Below are 14,668 nucleotides of genomic sequence, written 5' to 3'. Positions count from 1 at the left end.
GACTTCCCTGCCCCGCAATCTTATCTGGCAGACTCAGGCGTACTGAATCCGTCCGGCCCGGCAATGATCACCGTATTGCGCCCGGCCGCTTTTGCCTCGTAAAGCGCTTCATCCGCCCGGCGCAGCAGTGCCTCGCGATCGCGACTCTGGTCATCCCGTGAAGCCACGCCAGCGGATATAGTCATCGTCCCGGCGAACGGGAAGGTGGTGGCGCAGACGGTCTCGCGGATGCGTTCTGCGGTGCGGGCGGCTTCAGCCAGCGTGGTGTCAGGCAACAGCAGTATAAACTCCTCGCCACCAAACCGGCTGACGATATCCCCGGTGCGACAGGCCTGACGCAGTAACGCCGCCAGGCTCACCAGAACCGCATCGCCTGCGTCATGCCCGTACCAGTCATTAATCTTCTTGAAATGGTCAATATCAATCGCGATGACACACTGTTCATGCTCACTGTCTGCCTGCGCCGCCAGGGCTGAAAATCCGCGACGGTTGCAGAGCCCGGTCAGCGGGTCGGTCATCGCCTCATCGTTAAGCGCAGCCAGATGGCCTGCCACCGCATGGCGATGCTCCTGCACCGCTTCTTTGAGCCGGTCAGCCTCGTAATACCAGGTTTTGACCGTAGCGAGTGACTCCGCCTGTGCTTCACTGCCACCATCCCGCACTCTGTCCGCCAGCTTTTCCAGTGGCGAAGCGATCCGACCAGCCATAAACGCAATTACGCTGGCCGTCAGGAGAATAATGCCCAGAACGAACCAGATGGCGCTTTCCGCCGTGCGCAGCAGAATATGCCTGACCGTTTCAGAGGTGCCAGTTATAAATACGTTCCAGCCGGTTTTCTGCAGCGTGCCATAGCCGGTCAGATAGCTTTTCCCCCCCTTTTCCAGGGTGAAATGTCCACTTTCCGTGGTGGACAGGCGCTTCTGCAGGGCCAGACTCAGCAGCATCTTCGTTCCGACGAGCGTCGGGTCATGGCTGAAAATAATCAGCCCCTCATTGCTGACCACGCTCACCGTCGATCCTTTGGTATAAAAATGCTGGCTCAGGATTTCGCTCAGCATGCTCTGTTTTTTTAGATATATGGTGCCGCCGATATAACCCAGATAGCCCCCCTCTTCGCTGAACAGCGGCTGAGATAAAAACACCACATAGTTTCCGGCGGCAGAGGTAAAGGGCGCGGAGATAAAGGGCTTACGGGTTGTAATAGCCTGCAGACTGGCTGCTGAGTGAAGTTTCATGCCTGTCAGATTCAGGCTATCGGGTGAGGTTGCCGCAATGATGGCATCATGGTTAACCACTACCACCGAGTTGAAAAAGCCTGACTGCATGCGCAGGCGCTCAGTTTCTGCTTTTAGCTGCTTCAGATTGCTAAGGCCCTTGATCTGCGATGCACTCCAGGCCAGTTCCCGCTGCGCTGTCGTCAGATAACGATCGGTGGTATCGGCCAGTTTGCGGGCATAGGCAATGTTTCCTTCAAGCAGGCTGTCTTCAATATTGGCCTTCTGAAACAGTAGCAGCGCACTCAGTAGCAGACCGGAGGTCAGAATGACGCCCCCAATGGAAAGTAAAGTCAGCAGCGAACGAAGGCGCATTTTTTTATGGAGCATTGCGGTCGGGATCCGGATCAAGTATCACCTGAGTGTAACAGTTGATGCTTAACGTCAAGGGAAGAAAAGAAGCGGATTTACAGTGGATCACGATGCATTGCCGGGCGCAGGACAAATCCGTACAGACTTGCATAAGGTCTTGTTGAGCATTTCTCAGGCACTGATAAACAGCAGTCTAAAATAATTAAGCAGTAATAATGAAACTGTTTAACCTGCGACTGTCTCAGGTGAGGTGCCTTATTATCGCTGAGCACCAGCGTGAGGTGCTGCAGGCACGAAAAATAACGGGGCATAATCTGCCCCGTTTATCATCGTGAATGAATTGCTCGTAAAACAGTTAAATTAAATCTGCGTTATGAATACGCAGTCAGGCACAGGCTTAATCATTGCGGTCGGATTAACGCCAGAACGACTTAATATAAGAACAACTGCTGAGTCTTTTAATAAACTGATGCGGACAGGTAAAGCGACACCCTTCCCACTCCAGATTAAACCACTGGAATTCATCATCTTTAATTTTATCCAGCAGGTTCATTGCCTGCATGGGCGTCTGGAAAGCATAAGCCTTCATCACGCCCTCTTTGGTACATAAATCAATATGGACCATATAACCCCCGGGAGTTAAAAAGATGGTGCATTTTATAATTATTGAACAGCCTGTTTAGCATAATCCATTTACCGGCTGCCGATTATCTGATTCCGTAATATTTACGTAAAAAACGAATATTTTTATTTTTTGGGCAAATTAGTCCCGTTGCATCAATTAATTTGACCATGTTTGCGTAACGTGCCAAAAATCGGGGAAATATTCTTTGTTTTTTTAAATCAGCACAGCCAGCGGCGATAACAAGTGCACAGGATGATGACGTTTATCTGACAGCATTTCCGGCATGTGAACCTGTGTGCGGCAGGCCCGGAATCTTTATGAAACGCCAGATATTCGTGCTGACCGATGCGATGGTGATGGTCATAAAGCGAACGCATCGTTTACACTCTCAGCAGCCTTATCGGCACGGTTCTGTAGTGTACGCAGAGAAGCAGGAGATTACTGACGGCGGGCAATAAGGAATTTTATGCTGAATTATATGTTATCGCTCTACCGTACTGTGCCTGTCTCATCTGAATGTCTCAGCGGCTGGCTGACCCGCTGGCTGGCGCAGCAGCAGGCCCGGTGCCACGATCATCACTTCTCCGCCGCCTTTCCCTGGCGTGAAACCGGCCTGCCCCAGCACACCTTTTTGCAGCGCGAACTGATGATTAATGGGCAGCGTTTTCTCACCGGACCGCGCTATCTGGGGGGCGACCCCGCTCAGCCTTTTATCGAGATCGTGGCCCGTGATGGTGCACTGGATTACGCAGCCGCAGCCGGCATCATGCGTGAGTGGCAAACGATCAGGCCGCTGAAGATGCGTATTCTGCTGCCGGCAACCGATCCTGATATTGGTATAACCGATCAGCTGATTTACCTCAGCATTCCGGGCTCACACTCCGCGTCTGACGACCGACAGATTTCGCTGATTACGGCCTGCCGGAAAGATTATCCCCTCTGTAGCTCTGCTATTAACCGCGCTTATCGTGCCAGCTGGCACACGCTGCCGCATCTGCGGGATCAGCTGATGGCCACCAGCAGGCAGGAATTACGGGACGATATTGCCGGGGGACATGTGTTTCTGATCCTCTGGCAGGGCATGATGGCGGGGTTGATGATTTGCGTGCCGCGACGACTGGCCTTTATTGAGGGATTTCAGATTATGGATGAGGTGATTCTTCCGACGTATCAGGGCCGTGGACTGGCTGCACGCGCTCAGGAGCGTTTGCTGCATCAGCTCCACCATTACTGCGGTCATGATGCGATGCTGACCGGCACCATTCTGCCCGGCAATACGCCGTCTCTGCGAAGCGCGCAAAATGCGGGACGGCGCTGCGTGCTGAAATATCACTTTTTTACCCCCGCAGATCTACGGGCGGAGCGCCGGGCCATCTGAATCACCACAGCGCCAGCTCAATCAATTTATCCTGAATGCTGTAAACGCGCTGCTTCAGGTTCAGACCGTCTTCTGCGCCAATCCACTTTGCCTCAACCGCATGATTAATTTTTTCCAGTGCGATTCTGGTGCTGCTTTTCAGACCGTTGTGCCAGTAGGCATCCGCACGATTTGCCGCCTGTTTTTCCAGGGTCCCGACGAGTTCCGCGACATTTTTATCACTGGCTGACGTTTCAGTTACAGACATATCTGCCTCTTTTTGCTGCTAAAAATGATGAAACCAGCGGCACGTATTATACCGATTATCCGGCAGGCATGACGTCTTACTGTGCGCATAACCCGGCATGCATCGCAGAAGCTTTATAGCCTTGCAGAGATGACCAGCAGGGCGCGGCTTCGCTCGCAAAATTCCGCCAGCTGTCCTTAACTCAAACTCAGTAGTTTTGTTCCACTGAGAAAACAATCGGAGGACATTTTGACATCAACATCCCTGACTACCGCCAGTGATAATACCCTCACGCTACGGCGCTGGATTACTGTGGGCCTGCCCGCTACCGAGCTTTTTAACCTGTGGCTTGAGCCAGATACCCTGCCCCGCATTATGAGCCACTTTGCCAGCGTGACGCCGGTCAATAAAAGCGATGCACACTGGCAGATTGAGGGTCCACTGGGTAAGCACTACCGCTGGGATACCCGCATTGTTGAAGCGCAGCCAGGCGAAGTTATTGCCTGGCGCTCGCTTGAGGATGCAGATATTCCTAACGAAGGTGAACTGCGCCTGCGCCCGGCTCCGGGAGAATGGGGCACCGAGCTGGCTCTGACTCTGCAGTTCACGCCGCCGGGTGGCGCACTGGGAAAAAAAGTAACGACGTTATTTGATCTGCTGCCAAAAGAGGTAGCCAGCAAAGCGTTACATCGCTTTAAAAGTCTGGCTGAAACCGGTGAGATTCCTACCCTGCACGGGCAGCCTGCGGGTCGTCATGGCGGACGTCAGGATAAGGAGAAATAAATGCGCGCACTCTGCTGGAATGGCGTCAACGATTTAAGCGTTGAAACCGTGGCCGACCCCGGCCTGCTCAATCCTCATGATGCGATTATTCGCGTCAGGCTCACGACCACCTGCGGCTCCGATCTGCACGTCATTGACGGCCTGATCCCGAGTATGCGAGAGGGCGATATCCTGGGTCATGAATTTATGGGCGAGGTCGTTGAAGTTGGCCATGCGGTAAAAAATATCCGGCGCGGCGATCGGGTAGTCGTGCCCTCTTTTATCTCCTGTGGCTCCTGCTGGTATTGCCAGCATCAGTTGCCCTCCTGCTGTGACAATACGCATCCGCAGTGGGAGAAAGGCGAAACGGTGCTCGGTCATGCCACGGGCGGCATTTATGCTTACAGCCACGCGTTTGGCGGTTATGCCGGCTCACATGCAGAGTATGTTCGCGTGCCCTTTGCCGACAATGATTGCTTCGTCGTGCCCGAAGGCGTAACCGATGAGCAGGCGCTGTTCCTCTCCGATGCGACGCCGACCGGTTATATGGGTGCCGACTTCTGTAATATTCATCCGGGTGACACCGTGGTGGTCTGGGGCTGTGGCGGTGTCGGACTGATGGCACAGCAAAGCGCCTGGCTGATGGGCGCGCATCAGGTCATCGGTATCGATCGCTATCCTGAACGGCTGGCCATGGCACGCGACTTCGCAGGCAGCATAACGCTGGATTACACCGAGGTGGATATCAATGAAGCGCTGCTTGAGTTAACCGGCGGGCGCGGTCCGGACAGCTGTATAGATGCTGTCGGCATGGAAGCCCGTGGTGAAGGATTAAGTCAGGTCTATGACAAGACCAAACAGTTGCTGCATCTGGAAACGGATGTCGGAGCAGCCTTGCGCCAGGCGTTATATGCCTGCCGTAAAGGCGGCAACATCGCGATTCTGGGGGTGTATGGCGTGATGGATAAGTTTCCGCTGGGGCTGATGATCAATAAAAGCCTGACCATTCGTACCGCCCAGCAGCACGGGCAACGCTACATGCATCGCCTGCTGGAGCATGTTGCCAGAAATGAGCTTAATCCGGCTTTTATGGCGACACATCGTTTTCCACTGGAAGAGGCCCCGCGAGGCTATGAGATGTTCAAACACAAAGAAGATGGCTGCGTTCGTGCCGTGTTCGTGCCCTGAAAACACATAAACCGATTCGGGCGGCGCTGCCGCCCTGCGGGATCTTTCCTGAATCCTGAAAAAACCCTAGTTATTCCCGGACGCTCAAAGAAAGATGAGAAGAGCCTGTTACGGCCCGGCTGAACCTGAATTAACCCACCATCATTCCATGCTGATATGAATTTTTTATGAACGAAAAGTCAAAAAAACACATCGGAATCAGACGTCTGTAAACGCTAAGCAGTCACCCCTGCCTGTTCACATTTTGAAAACAAAATAATCACACTAAGTTATTTTTTCATGCATAAATTAGTGCCAGTTTTCATTTATGGAGCAGACCAATGATGCAATATGTGGCAGTTTTTCTCTCTTCCCTGTTCATGTGCAGCAACGTTTTCGCAGGCTCGGTTTCCTCTGTATCACTCGATGCTCTTTCCACCGCATTGAATGAACGTATGCAGGTCATGAAGGCTGTGGCGGGTTATAAAGCGCAGCATCATTTATCCGTTGAGGATCTGCCTCGTGAGCAGGTTGTTCTGGATAATATGCTGCATAACGCGCAGCAGGCAGGACTTGAACCTCAATCGGTTGAGCCTTTTGTCCATGCTTTGATGAACGCCAGCAAAGCGATTCAGTATCGCTATCGCGCTGACTGGCTTTCAGCACCGGAGAGTGACGTATCCGTTGTCGATCTGGCCGTAACCCGGCAGCAGATTGAACGGCTGGATAACCAGGTGCTGGCTGCGATCAGCCAGCACCTGATGACCGGCACCTTCTCGCAGGAGGACAAAGCATTTCTGATGTCACAGCTCACGGCACCCCACCTCAGTGAAAGTGATAAAAACAACCTTTTCGCTTCTCTCGCCCGCATTCAGCGCTCGCATTAATCCTTAAGCCGAGGAGTGAGCTATGCAGCTTCATGAACTGATGAACCCCGACTACGCTGACAATCCCTTTCCGCTTTATCGAGAACTGCATCGGCAGGGCCCGCTTATTCCGGCCGGGGATAAGATCATCATCAGCGGCAGTCACGCGGTGGTGGAAGCACTGCTGAACGATCGGCGGGTCGGTAAGAATTATATAGAAAGTGTCAGGTTAAGATTTGGTGATGCCGCTGCCGACATGCCGCTGTTTCAGGGCATCGGCAGAATGTTTCTGGTGCTGAATCCGCCGGACCACAACCGGTTGAGAGCACTGGTCATGAAAGCGTTCAGCGCCCGGGAAATTCATCCCCTCAGAGAGATGGCGCTGACGATAGCCAATGATCTGGTTGATGCACTGGCAGGCCTTCGTACCTGCGATCTGGTACAGGCATTCGCTTTTCCGCTACCGGTGCGCATTATCTGCAGGATGCTGGATGTCCCGGAGTCGGATGCGTCTGAACTGGGTCGCCTCACGTCTGTGCTGGTCAAAGTTTTCGACCCGCAAATCAGCCAGGCAGATCTGCTTGAAGCCGCCGATGCGTTTGCCGTACTGGAAAGTTACTTCAGCGCCCTGATCGTCGCTCGCCGTGACAGCAGCGCCCGCGATCTGGTGTCCCTATTTCTGCGTAGCGGTAGCGACGGTGACCGGCTAAGTCACGATGAGATCATCGCCAATGTGATACTGCTGTTTCTTGCCGGTCATGAGACCACCTCAAATATGCTCTGTAACATCATTCTGGCTCTGCATGACCATCCGCAGGAACTGGCATGTCTGCAACAGAATCATGCGCTGATACCCAATGCTATACAGGAGTGTCTGCGCTACGACAGTTCGGTCCAGATGCTTTACCGTACGACGCTGGAAGAGATTGAGGTGGCAGGCCAGCTCATTCCGCCCGGAACGCGTTTCTTTCTGAGTCTGGGCGCAGCCAATCATGACCCACTTGTCTTCACCTCGCCGGAGCGGGTTAATATCCGACGGCATGAGGGACGCTGCCTGGCATTCGGTGGCGGGATACATCACTGTATGGGCTACCGGCTGGCACTGGCAGAAATGGAGGTGGCGTTACAGGTATTGCTGACCCGCCTGCCAGCGATGCGGCCGGTAACCACCGGGGTTCGCCGCAACCACAGAGCTAACCTGCGTGGTGTCAGCGCCCTGCCGGTCGAGTGGTGAAGCCGCCGGGGCCAGAAGCGCCCGGCATTTAGCCGCGCAGCCGCAGCGTGGCAGGCAGCACCAGCTGACTGTCTGCGGGATCATTTCCGGCAATCATCGTGGTCAGCATAGAAAAACAGGCCTGCGCGAGCGCCGGAACGTTCTGCTCTACGGTGTCGACAGGAATCGACAGTGAATCATAAAGATAGTGGTCATCAAAACTGGCGATGCGGATATCGCTGGTCAGTAGGTTATGCTCACTCATGTAACGCAGTACCCCTTCCAGCAGGCCGCAGGCCGCAGTGAACATTGCTTTGGGTGGCCGCCCCAGCCGCTGACATAGCGCGGCAAACATCTCGTAACCGCTGCCGGGATGGTAGTTCCCCTGGATTACCCACTCCGGCTTTAGCGTCACACCGGCCCGCGCCAGCCCCTCTCTGAATCCCGCCAGACGATCCTGAGTCGGAGAGAGATCGGACTGTCCGCCCATAAAGTAGATCTCATCCGGACAGGCGCGCGCCAGCTTTTCAACCAGCTCAGCGGTGGGCGTCACGGAGTCGGTGATGACCCAGGGCAACGTCGTGTTGTTCATGTGGCGGTCAAACAGCAGCACCGGCAGCTGTTCGCTGAGGCTGACATAGTCGCTGTCGGTCAGCATACTGGAGGCAACAATCAGGCCGTCGACCTGACGCGCCACCAGATTGTTGACCACGACCCGTTCCTGACCGGCATTTTCGTCGGTACAGGCGATCAGCAGCTGCAGACCCGCCGCACGGCAGAGATTTTCCAGCGCATGAGAAAAGGCAGCGAAACCGTGGTTCGTGATCTCCGGCACTACCAGCCCCAGCGTATGACTGCGGGCATCGTGCAACATCCGCGCATGGATACTGGGCTGATAATGGTGTTCGCGGGCCAGCGTCAGAACCCGCTCACGCGTCTCCTTCGCGACCCGTAACTCTTCGCCACGGCCGTTGAGCACCAGGCTGGCAGTGGCTTTTGAAACCCCGGCCAGCCCGGCGATATCACTGATGGTAACGCGTTTTGTTTTTCTCACGGCAAGACATCGGTTAGGGAAACAAGGGCTTATTCTACCATGCAGCGACGTAACGACCAGTAGCGCGCCTGCAGTTCTGCGCGCCCGTGCAGAGTCAGCAGCGCCGGCTGGTCCGGAAAATAGCGGCTGCTCATCACCCCTTCCCCGTCGTTGATGAAGATCTCAACGCTGGAGTGGTCACACAGAATCTGTAACCGGCGGGCTGCCCCGGTCCAGTAACGATACGTCCATTCACCCGACACCAGGCTACGACGGGCAAGCCGCAGTTCGTTGTGCTGCCATGTCAGGATCAGGGTATCGGCGAAATTGAGTTCGATGTCGCCCTGGCTCTCAAGCTCAAGCTCAAGCCGCTGTGCGGCAATCTGCGGCGCATCATCGGCGCGGCCCTGATAGTGCTGCTCGTTCTCGCGCAACGCCTGCAGTTCCGCGATGGGCTGCTGACAGAGCCGCCCGTTACGTGAACTCAGCTCGCGCAGACAGGTCATCTGGTGGATCCAGCCCTGCGCCACGGTTGGCTGGGCCATCTCTTCACCGTCCGGCGTCCCCATCCAGCCCACCAGCAGACGCCGGCCATCCGCGGTCAGCGTGGTTTGCGGAGCATAAAATTCAAAGCCGGCATCCATTTCGTTCAGCGGGCCGTGCTGGTATGCAGGCTGATGATAATCCAGGTCGCCACTCAGCCAGGCGCACGCGTGGCTGTTCAGAAAGCGCTTCTCTTCGGGCGCAACACCCTGCGGACAGCAGATCAGATAGGTGCTGTCGCCGAGCGTGAACATGTCCGGGCACTCCCACATATAACCCGCGGCATCCAGCCCGCCCAGTCCGCTGCCCGCGATCTCGCCAAGATTCTGCCACTCCCGCAGATTGTCAGAACGCAGCAGCAGCACCCTGCCCTGCCGCTCTATATTCTGTGCCGCCAGCACCATGTACCAGCCATCGTCATGACACCACACTTTAGGATCGCGAACGTGGCCGGTATAACCCTCCGGCACGGCGATGACCGGGCCAAGCTTGTCAAAACCGCCCGCACTGTTCTGCTGCGCCAGGCACTGCCACGCCGTGCGCGAGCCATCGTCGAATTTTACGTTGCCGGTGTAGACCAGTGTCAGTACGCCGTTATCGTCGACTGCGCTGCCGGAATAGCAGCCACTGCGGTCATACTCCTCATCCGGCATCAGCGCGATGGGCTGATGCTCCCAGTTCAGCAGATCGGTTGAGCGCCAGTGCCCCCAGCATTTATGCTGATGCGCACAGCCCAGCGCGTTCCACTGGTAGAAGAGATGATAGTGACCGTCGAAATGAATGAAGCCGTTGGGATCGTTTAGTAGTCCGGTAACTGGGGCCAGATGCCAGCCGGGATAGTGGCTGTCGCTGAGCGCCTTTGGCATATCCTGCATCACCGCCTGCAGAATGGCGGCAAGACGTGTTGATGAAGCCATTATTCAGAGTCCGTTTTGTATTTGAGCAGATAAGAGATCACAAACGCGGTGGTGAACGCGATGGCGACACCGATGACATAATTGAGCAGAGAACCCGCCTTAACAATCGCCATGCCGGGCAGACCGGTCAGTCCGACCGCCGTCATATAAACATGGACCGACACCACCCAGGCACCGCCCAGCGCGCCGCCCACCAGACCCGCGATAAAGGGTTTCACAAACCGCAGGTTGATACCAAAGATAGCCGCCTCGGTGATCCCCAGCAGTGCTGAAAACGCGGAGGGCAGCGAAATTGCTTTGATCTTCGCATCGCGTGTTTTAAACCACACCGCCAGACAGGCCCCGCCCTGAGCGACGTTCGCCATTGCCCAGATAGGCAGCAGGAAATTAACCCCGATAGACGGGTTACCCAGCAGCCCCGCCTCAATCGCATGGAAACTGTGATGCACGCCGGTGATGACAATCACCGAATAGAGTCCGCCAAAGACCAGACCTGCCAGCCAGCCGGCATGCGCAATCAGGGTACTGAGCACAAAGGAGATACCATCGCCCAGCATACGGCCCGCCGGACCGATAATCAGCAGCGCGATAAAGCCGGAGATAATCACCGTCAGGAACGGGGTCAGGATCAGATCGAGCGCATCCGGGATCACCCGACGCAACTGCTTTTCCAGCATGCTCATAAACCACACCGCCAGCAGTACCGGGAATACCGTACCCTGATAGCCAATCATCGCCACTTCAATGCCGAAGAAGTTCATGGTATGGAAACCGGCGGCGACGCCCCAGGCGTTGGTCAGCGCCGGGTGCGTCAGAATGCCGCCCAGCGTCGCTCCCAGAAACGGGTTACCGCCAAACTCGCGGGCCGCCGTAAAACCAATCAGGATTGGCAGGATAATAAAGGCCGCCGAGCTGCACATATCCAGCATGATGTAGAGTGCATTTTCCGGATTGACCCAGCCGTAGGTTTTAACCATCCCCAGCAGGCCCATCAGCAGGCCCGATGCCACGATCGCCGGAATGATCGGCACAAAGATGTTCGACAGCAGGCGAGCGATGCGCTGGAAAGGATTGAGCTTGCGGGCGGCAATATCAGCAGCTTCTGACTTGCTCGATTCGCTGATGCCCGCCTCGGCGATAAAAGCGGCGTAGACCTTGTTCACCACGCCGGTGCCGAAGATAACCTGAAGCTGTCCCGCGTTGCGGAAGCAGCCTTTAACGCCTTCAATCTGGCCAATCGCTTTCGTGTCCGCTTTCTCATCATCTGCCAGCACCAGCCGCAGTCGGGTGGCGCAGTGAGCCGCGCTGGCAATGTTCTCTTTGCCACCCAGCAGGGGCAGCAGGGCCCGCGATATTTTTACATAGTCCATACATACCTCACTCTTGTTATGTTTCTATCCGCGTGGCGTTCAGGCCCCGACAGCCGGAGCCGCCGGCTCAGAACCAGGTTTCCATCTGTACGCCGAAGTTCCATTCGCCGCCGGCATCGAAGCCTTTGCTGCCGAACGCGTCGTCACTGGCATAGTTATCCAGCCGGTGATCCCAGTTCATCCAGGTTGCAAACAGACGAATTTCCGGTCGTTTAAGGAAGTCGCCGACATCACCGGCTTTCAGGGTTGGCGCAACGGTGAGTTTGGTGAAGCTGCCGCTGACCGCATTACGGTTGTTGTAGCCTTCCGGACGCAGATCCATGTACTGATAAGAGCCTTCATACTGCATCTCGAAGTTCTGCGTGATTTCCTGAATCAGCCGCAGGTTGACTGTCGCCCAGTCGTAGCTGTCACCTTTGACGTAGCGATCGTCACTGCGCTGTGCGAGTAAGGCGGGCGCAATGTGCCAGCCACCGCCGAGGGGAGTTGTACCGTAACTCGCCAGCCGCCAGGTATCCGCTTCCGGTAGCAGTGCGCCGTCAGATCCAATCGACTTCACCTCAGCGCCAAGGCCATGACCATAGAGCAGGGCTGTTTTCGACGTACCTTCTGTCAGCCCATAAAAACTGTCGTTATGCAGGCCCAGCAGCGCATGGACGCCGGTTTCTGCCGCATCGCTTTTGACACGGAGGCCGTCGATATCCCGACGATCGTCGTTATCTTTCGCCCGCATACCGCTGACCATCATCTGCACCGGGCCGACAAAATTATTCAGCGACAGGATGTAGTTCTGTGCGGTGTTTTCATTGTTTTCGATGTCACCAAAAGTACGACCATAAAGCGAGATGTTGCTGCGCGCCTGCTCGGCCCATTTCATGTCGTAAATACCGGCGCCGGTTCCGGCAAGGAAAACCACATCGGAGTCGAGCCAGTGAATATCGAAGTTATCACGATCAAAACGCTTACCGGCCCATACGGTTGCGTTATCAAACGCGCCGGTGAAGGTCGGAAGCTGGCCGAGTTCGACAAACGCCTGACGCAGGTTGAGATCGCTGCTGGCGGCCGTCCAGTCGTTGTAGGTGCGCTGTCCATCGGCCAGCATTGCTTTGAAGCGGGTTGTCGCACCATTGTCCAGCGTCTGCTTATGTTCGAGATTGAGCTCAACGTAGGTATCCGGCTCATTACCCAGACGCCCGACGTGACCGCCGGTTTCGCCAGCCGGGGTTACAGTCGGGCCGCCCTGCGTTTTGGCGGCGGAGCTGTTCATCAATAATCCTGAGCGGGCATAACCGTGGAACTCAAAGCCACCTTCATCGGCAGATTTTTGTTCCAGTTTCGCGGTGCGCTGCGCGACCTCAGCGGTGGAGGTCTGGGTCTGCTGCTGAACCGCCGCCAGCTGCTGAGCCTGTCTTTCAGCCATCTGGGCCTGTTTTTCGGCAACCTCTGCGCGGCTTTCAGCGGCATTCGCCCGCTGCTCAGCAGCCTGCAGTCGCTGCTCCATTGCAGCCAGGCGGGCTTCAATGCTGCTCATACTGGGATCGGCCCAGACGGGTGTGGAAAAGAATATTGCAGAGAGGGCGACGGCTAACGTGCTTTTTTTCATTTTTTATATCCCTGAGGAGAGGCTATCATCACCGGTATTTTTTGCTAAACCGGTTTAGGTGCAAATCATAGCCACGGGTAATTTCCCTCTGCAATGAAAATAGCTAAACCGGTTTAGTGATTGTGAGATAGCTCCCAAAACAGGGACGTTTCAGGATGATTAGCCAGCCAGCTCGTCCAGCTGGTGGTGCCAGGGAAGTGCTGTCATGGCTCCTTTTGCCGTGGTTGCGAGTGCGCCACAGCGTTGCGCAGTCAGCAGGCAGCTGGCAAGCTGCGATTCATTAACAGTCAGCCCTGACTTCGCCAGCTCCCAGAGTAATCCGGCCACAAAGGCATCACCTGCACCGGTAGTATCGACGCTGTCAACGGGCGTGGTGGCATGGTGGGTTATACGGCCCTGATAACAGGCCATCACCCCTTCCCTGCCACGCGTCACCAGTAATAAGCGAATGCTGAATTTTGCGGCCAGCTGCGGCATGCTGACAGCCGCTTCCTGACCCGGGCTGAGAAAATCGAGTTCTTCGTCGGAGAGTTTCACCACGTCTGTATGACTGAGGGCCTCATTCACCACCGTATGCAGCAGTCCCGGGTCGGGCCAGAGATCTTCCCGCAGATTTAAATCGAAACTGACATGGCCGCCTGCCGCCCGGATTTGTTGCATAGCGGTCAGCGTCGCAGTACGTGAAGGTTCCGCCGCCAGGGCTATCGAACAGCAGTGCAGCCATTCTCCACGGTGAAATTCAGGCAGATCTGACGGTTCAAGAAACAGGTCGGCACTGGGCCGCACCATAAAGGTAAAAGAGCGCTCCCCCTCCTCATCCAGACCGACCACCACGGTTGACGTGCGATGCTGTGAATCGGCGATCATATAGCGGGTATCAACATTCTCCTCACTGAGCGTCTGCCGCATAAACTCACCAAAAGGATCTGCACCCACCCTTCCGATAAAACCGCTGTTTCCCTGTAGTCGGGCAATGCCAACGGCAACATTAGCGGGTGCTCCACCAGGACACTGCATCAGGCGGCCCGGCATTTCGGGTAGCAAATCGACCACGGCATCCCCGAGGCACCATACGCGAACAGACATAAAAAACTCCTCTGATTAAACCTGAAAGCTAAACCGTTTTAGCTATAGCGCTAAACAGCGTAAGGTTCAAGCGTTAGCATGCTTAAGTGATATATGATTAACAGAAGACCTGAATAGTCAGAGGACATCACAGGCACATGCCCGGCAAATACGTGTAGAGTGCAGGAGTAAAAATCCGCCTTCATAGAAGGCGGCTTTGTTTTCCGCCCCATGGGGGCGTACTAAGTTCGGACTCTTAGAGCCCTCTCTTTACACCTCATGAAGCGACAGTTGTTTATCTTCAACTTCATGCT

General features: G+C 55.4%; 14 protein-coding genes. 6 read left to right on the top strand and 8 right to left on the bottom strand.

Going from position 1 to position 14,668, the window contains the following annotated elements:
• Positions 1-20: 20 nt before the first annotated feature.
• Positions 21-1,604: a diguanylate cyclase gene (locus F3I44_RS20940; RefSeq protein WP_150015347.1), complete on the bottom strand. Its 1,584-nt coding sequence runs from the start codon at positions 1,602-1,604 to the stop codon at positions 21-23.
• A 397-nt stretch (positions 1,605-2,001) separates the two neighbouring features.
• Positions 2,002-2,211 (bottom strand): hypothetical protein, encoded by a 210-nt coding sequence (locus F3I44_RS20930; RefSeq protein WP_150015345.1) that lies wholly within the window; start codon positions 2,209-2,211, stop codon positions 2,002-2,004.
• 317 nt (positions 2,212-2,528) lie between these two features.
• Here F3I44_RS20930 and F3I44_RS23805 point away from each other — a divergent pair, with 317 nt between their 5' ends.
• Both F3I44_RS23805 and F3I44_RS20925 read left to right on the top strand, forming a co-directional pair.
• Entirely contained in the window at positions 2,529-2,669 is a 141-nt protein-coding gene (locus F3I44_RS23805; protein WP_156085420.1) for a hypothetical protein, read from the top strand.
• An 8-nt stretch (positions 2,670-2,677) separates the two neighbouring features.
• Positions 2,678-3,589 carry an N-acetyltransferase gene (locus tag F3I44_RS20925; protein WP_150015344.1) on the top strand — a complete coding sequence of 304 codons (912 nt, stop codon included), beginning with the start codon at positions 2,678-2,680 and terminating at the stop codon, positions 3,587-3,589.
• 1 nt (position 3,590) lies between these two features.
• Here F3I44_RS20925 and F3I44_RS20920 read toward each other — a convergent pair whose 3' ends face one another.
• A complete protein-coding gene (locus tag F3I44_RS20920; protein ID WP_150015343.1) occupies positions 3,591-3,836 on the bottom strand; it encodes a hypothetical protein in 246 nt (81 codons plus the stop codon).
• Between the two features lie 228 nt (positions 3,837-4,064).
• Between F3I44_RS20920 and F3I44_RS20915 the strand changes: the two genes are divergently transcribed.
• The 4 genes from F3I44_RS20915 (at position 4,065) to F3I44_RS20900 (ending at position 7,844) form a co-directional block, all read left to right on the top strand.
• The gene (locus F3I44_RS20915) at positions 4,065-4,598 is read left to right on the top strand and encodes an SRPBCC family protein (RefSeq protein ID WP_150015342.1); all 534 of its coding nucleotides are present in this window, start codon (positions 4,065-4,067) and stop codon (positions 4,596-4,598) included.
• Positions 4,599-5,765, top strand: a complete 1,167-nt coding sequence (locus F3I44_RS20910) for a zinc-dependent alcohol dehydrogenase (protein ID WP_150015341.1) — start codon at positions 4,599-4,601, stop codon at positions 5,763-5,765.
• 320 nt (positions 5,766-6,085) lie between these two features.
• Positions 6,086-6,631: a chorismate mutase gene (locus F3I44_RS20905; RefSeq protein WP_150015340.1), complete on the top strand. Its 546-nt coding sequence runs from the start codon at positions 6,086-6,088 to the stop codon at positions 6,629-6,631.
• A 22-nt stretch (positions 6,632-6,653) separates the two neighbouring features.
• Positions 6,654-7,844 carry a cytochrome P450 gene (locus F3I44_RS20900; RefSeq protein WP_150015339.1) on the top strand — a complete coding sequence of 397 codons (1,191 nt, stop codon included), beginning with the start codon at positions 6,654-6,656 and terminating at the stop codon, positions 7,842-7,844.
• 28 nt (positions 7,845-7,872) lie between these two features.
• Here F3I44_RS20900 and F3I44_RS20895 read toward each other — a convergent pair whose 3' ends face one another.
• The 5 genes from F3I44_RS20895 to F3I44_RS20875 all read right to left on the bottom strand — a co-directional run bounded on the left by F3I44_RS20895 (position 7,873) and on the right by F3I44_RS20875 (position 14,375).
• Complete coding sequence (locus F3I44_RS20895) at positions 7,873-8,877, bottom strand: substrate-binding domain-containing protein (protein WP_150015338.1); 1,005 nt, start codon at positions 8,875-8,877, stop codon at positions 7,873-7,875.
• A 29-nt stretch (positions 8,878-8,906) separates the two neighbouring features.
• Positions 8,907-10,316: a sucrose-6-phosphate hydrolase gene (locus F3I44_RS20890; RefSeq protein WP_150015337.1), complete on the bottom strand. Its 1,410-nt coding sequence runs from the start codon at positions 10,314-10,316 to the stop codon at positions 8,907-8,909.
• Positions 10,316-11,686 (bottom strand): sucrose-specific PTS transporter subunit IIBC, encoded by a 1,371-nt coding sequence (locus tag F3I44_RS20885; RefSeq protein WP_150015336.1) that lies wholly within the window; start codon positions 11,684-11,686, stop codon positions 10,316-10,318. Before F3I44_RS20885 ends, F3I44_RS20890 begins: the two co-directional genes overlap by 1 nt.
• Before the next feature lie 67 nt (positions 11,687-11,753).
• Positions 11,754-13,289 (bottom strand): carbohydrate porin, encoded by a 1,536-nt coding sequence (locus tag F3I44_RS20880; protein WP_150015335.1) that lies wholly within the window; start codon positions 13,287-13,289, stop codon positions 11,754-11,756.
• 159 nt (positions 13,290-13,448) lie between these two features.
• A complete protein-coding gene (locus F3I44_RS20875; RefSeq protein ID WP_150015334.1) occupies positions 13,449-14,375 on the bottom strand; it encodes an aminoimidazole riboside kinase in 927 nt (308 codons plus the stop codon).
• Between the last annotated feature and the right edge of the window lie 293 nt (positions 14,376-14,668).

The organism is Pantoea sp. F_5 (assembly GCF_008631595.1).
Classification (GTDB): domain Bacteria; phylum Pseudomonadota; class Gammaproteobacteria; order Enterobacterales; family Enterobacteriaceae; genus Pantoea; species Pantoea gossypiicola.
The sequence above is the reverse complement of the archived record's forward strand: the minus strand, read 5'-3'. Positions and strand labels throughout refer to the sequence as shown.

Excerpts from the sequence above, each read along its gene's own strand:
- F3I44_RS20940 (WP_150015347.1), bottom strand. The coding sequence starts at position 1,604 with ATGCTCCATAAAAAAATGCGCCTTCGTTCGCTGCTGACTTTACTTTCC.
- F3I44_RS20930 (WP_150015345.1), bottom strand. The coding sequence starts at position 2,211 with ATGGTCCATATTGATTTATGTACCAAAGAGGGCGTGATGAAGGCTTAT.
- F3I44_RS23805 (WP_156085420.1), top strand. The coding sequence starts at position 2,529 with ATGAAACGCCAGATATTCGTGCTGACCGATGCGATGGTGATGGTCATA.
- F3I44_RS20925 (WP_150015344.1), top strand. The coding sequence starts at position 2,678 with ATGCTGAATTATATGTTATCGCTCTACCGTACTGTGCCTGTCTCATCT.
- F3I44_RS20920 (WP_150015343.1), bottom strand. The coding sequence starts at position 3,836 with ATGTCTGTAACTGAAACGTCAGCCAGTGATAAAAATGTCGCGGAACTC.
- F3I44_RS20910 (WP_150015341.1), top strand. The coding sequence starts at position 4,599 with ATGCGCGCACTCTGCTGGAATGGCGTCAACGATTTAAGCGTTGAAACC.
- F3I44_RS20905 (WP_150015340.1), top strand. The coding sequence starts at position 6,086 with ATGATGCAATATGTGGCAGTTTTTCTCTCTTCCCTGTTCATGTGCAGC.
- F3I44_RS20900 (WP_150015339.1), top strand. The coding sequence starts at position 6,654 with ATGCAGCTTCATGAACTGATGAACCCCGACTACGCTGACAATCCCTTT.
- F3I44_RS20890 (WP_150015337.1), bottom strand. The coding sequence starts at position 10,316 with ATGGCTTCATCAACACGTCTTGCCGCCATTCTGCAGGCGGTGATGCAG.
- F3I44_RS20885 (WP_150015336.1), bottom strand. The coding sequence starts at position 11,686 with ATGGACTATGTAAAAATATCGCGGGCCCTGCTGCCCCTGCTGGGTGGC.
- F3I44_RS20880 (WP_150015335.1), bottom strand. The coding sequence starts at position 13,289 with ATGAAAAAAAGCACGTTAGCCGTCGCCCTCTCTGCAATATTCTTTTCC.
- F3I44_RS20875 (WP_150015334.1), bottom strand. The coding sequence starts at position 14,375 with ATGTCTGTTCGCGTATGGTGCCTCGGGGATGCCGTGGTCGATTTGCTA.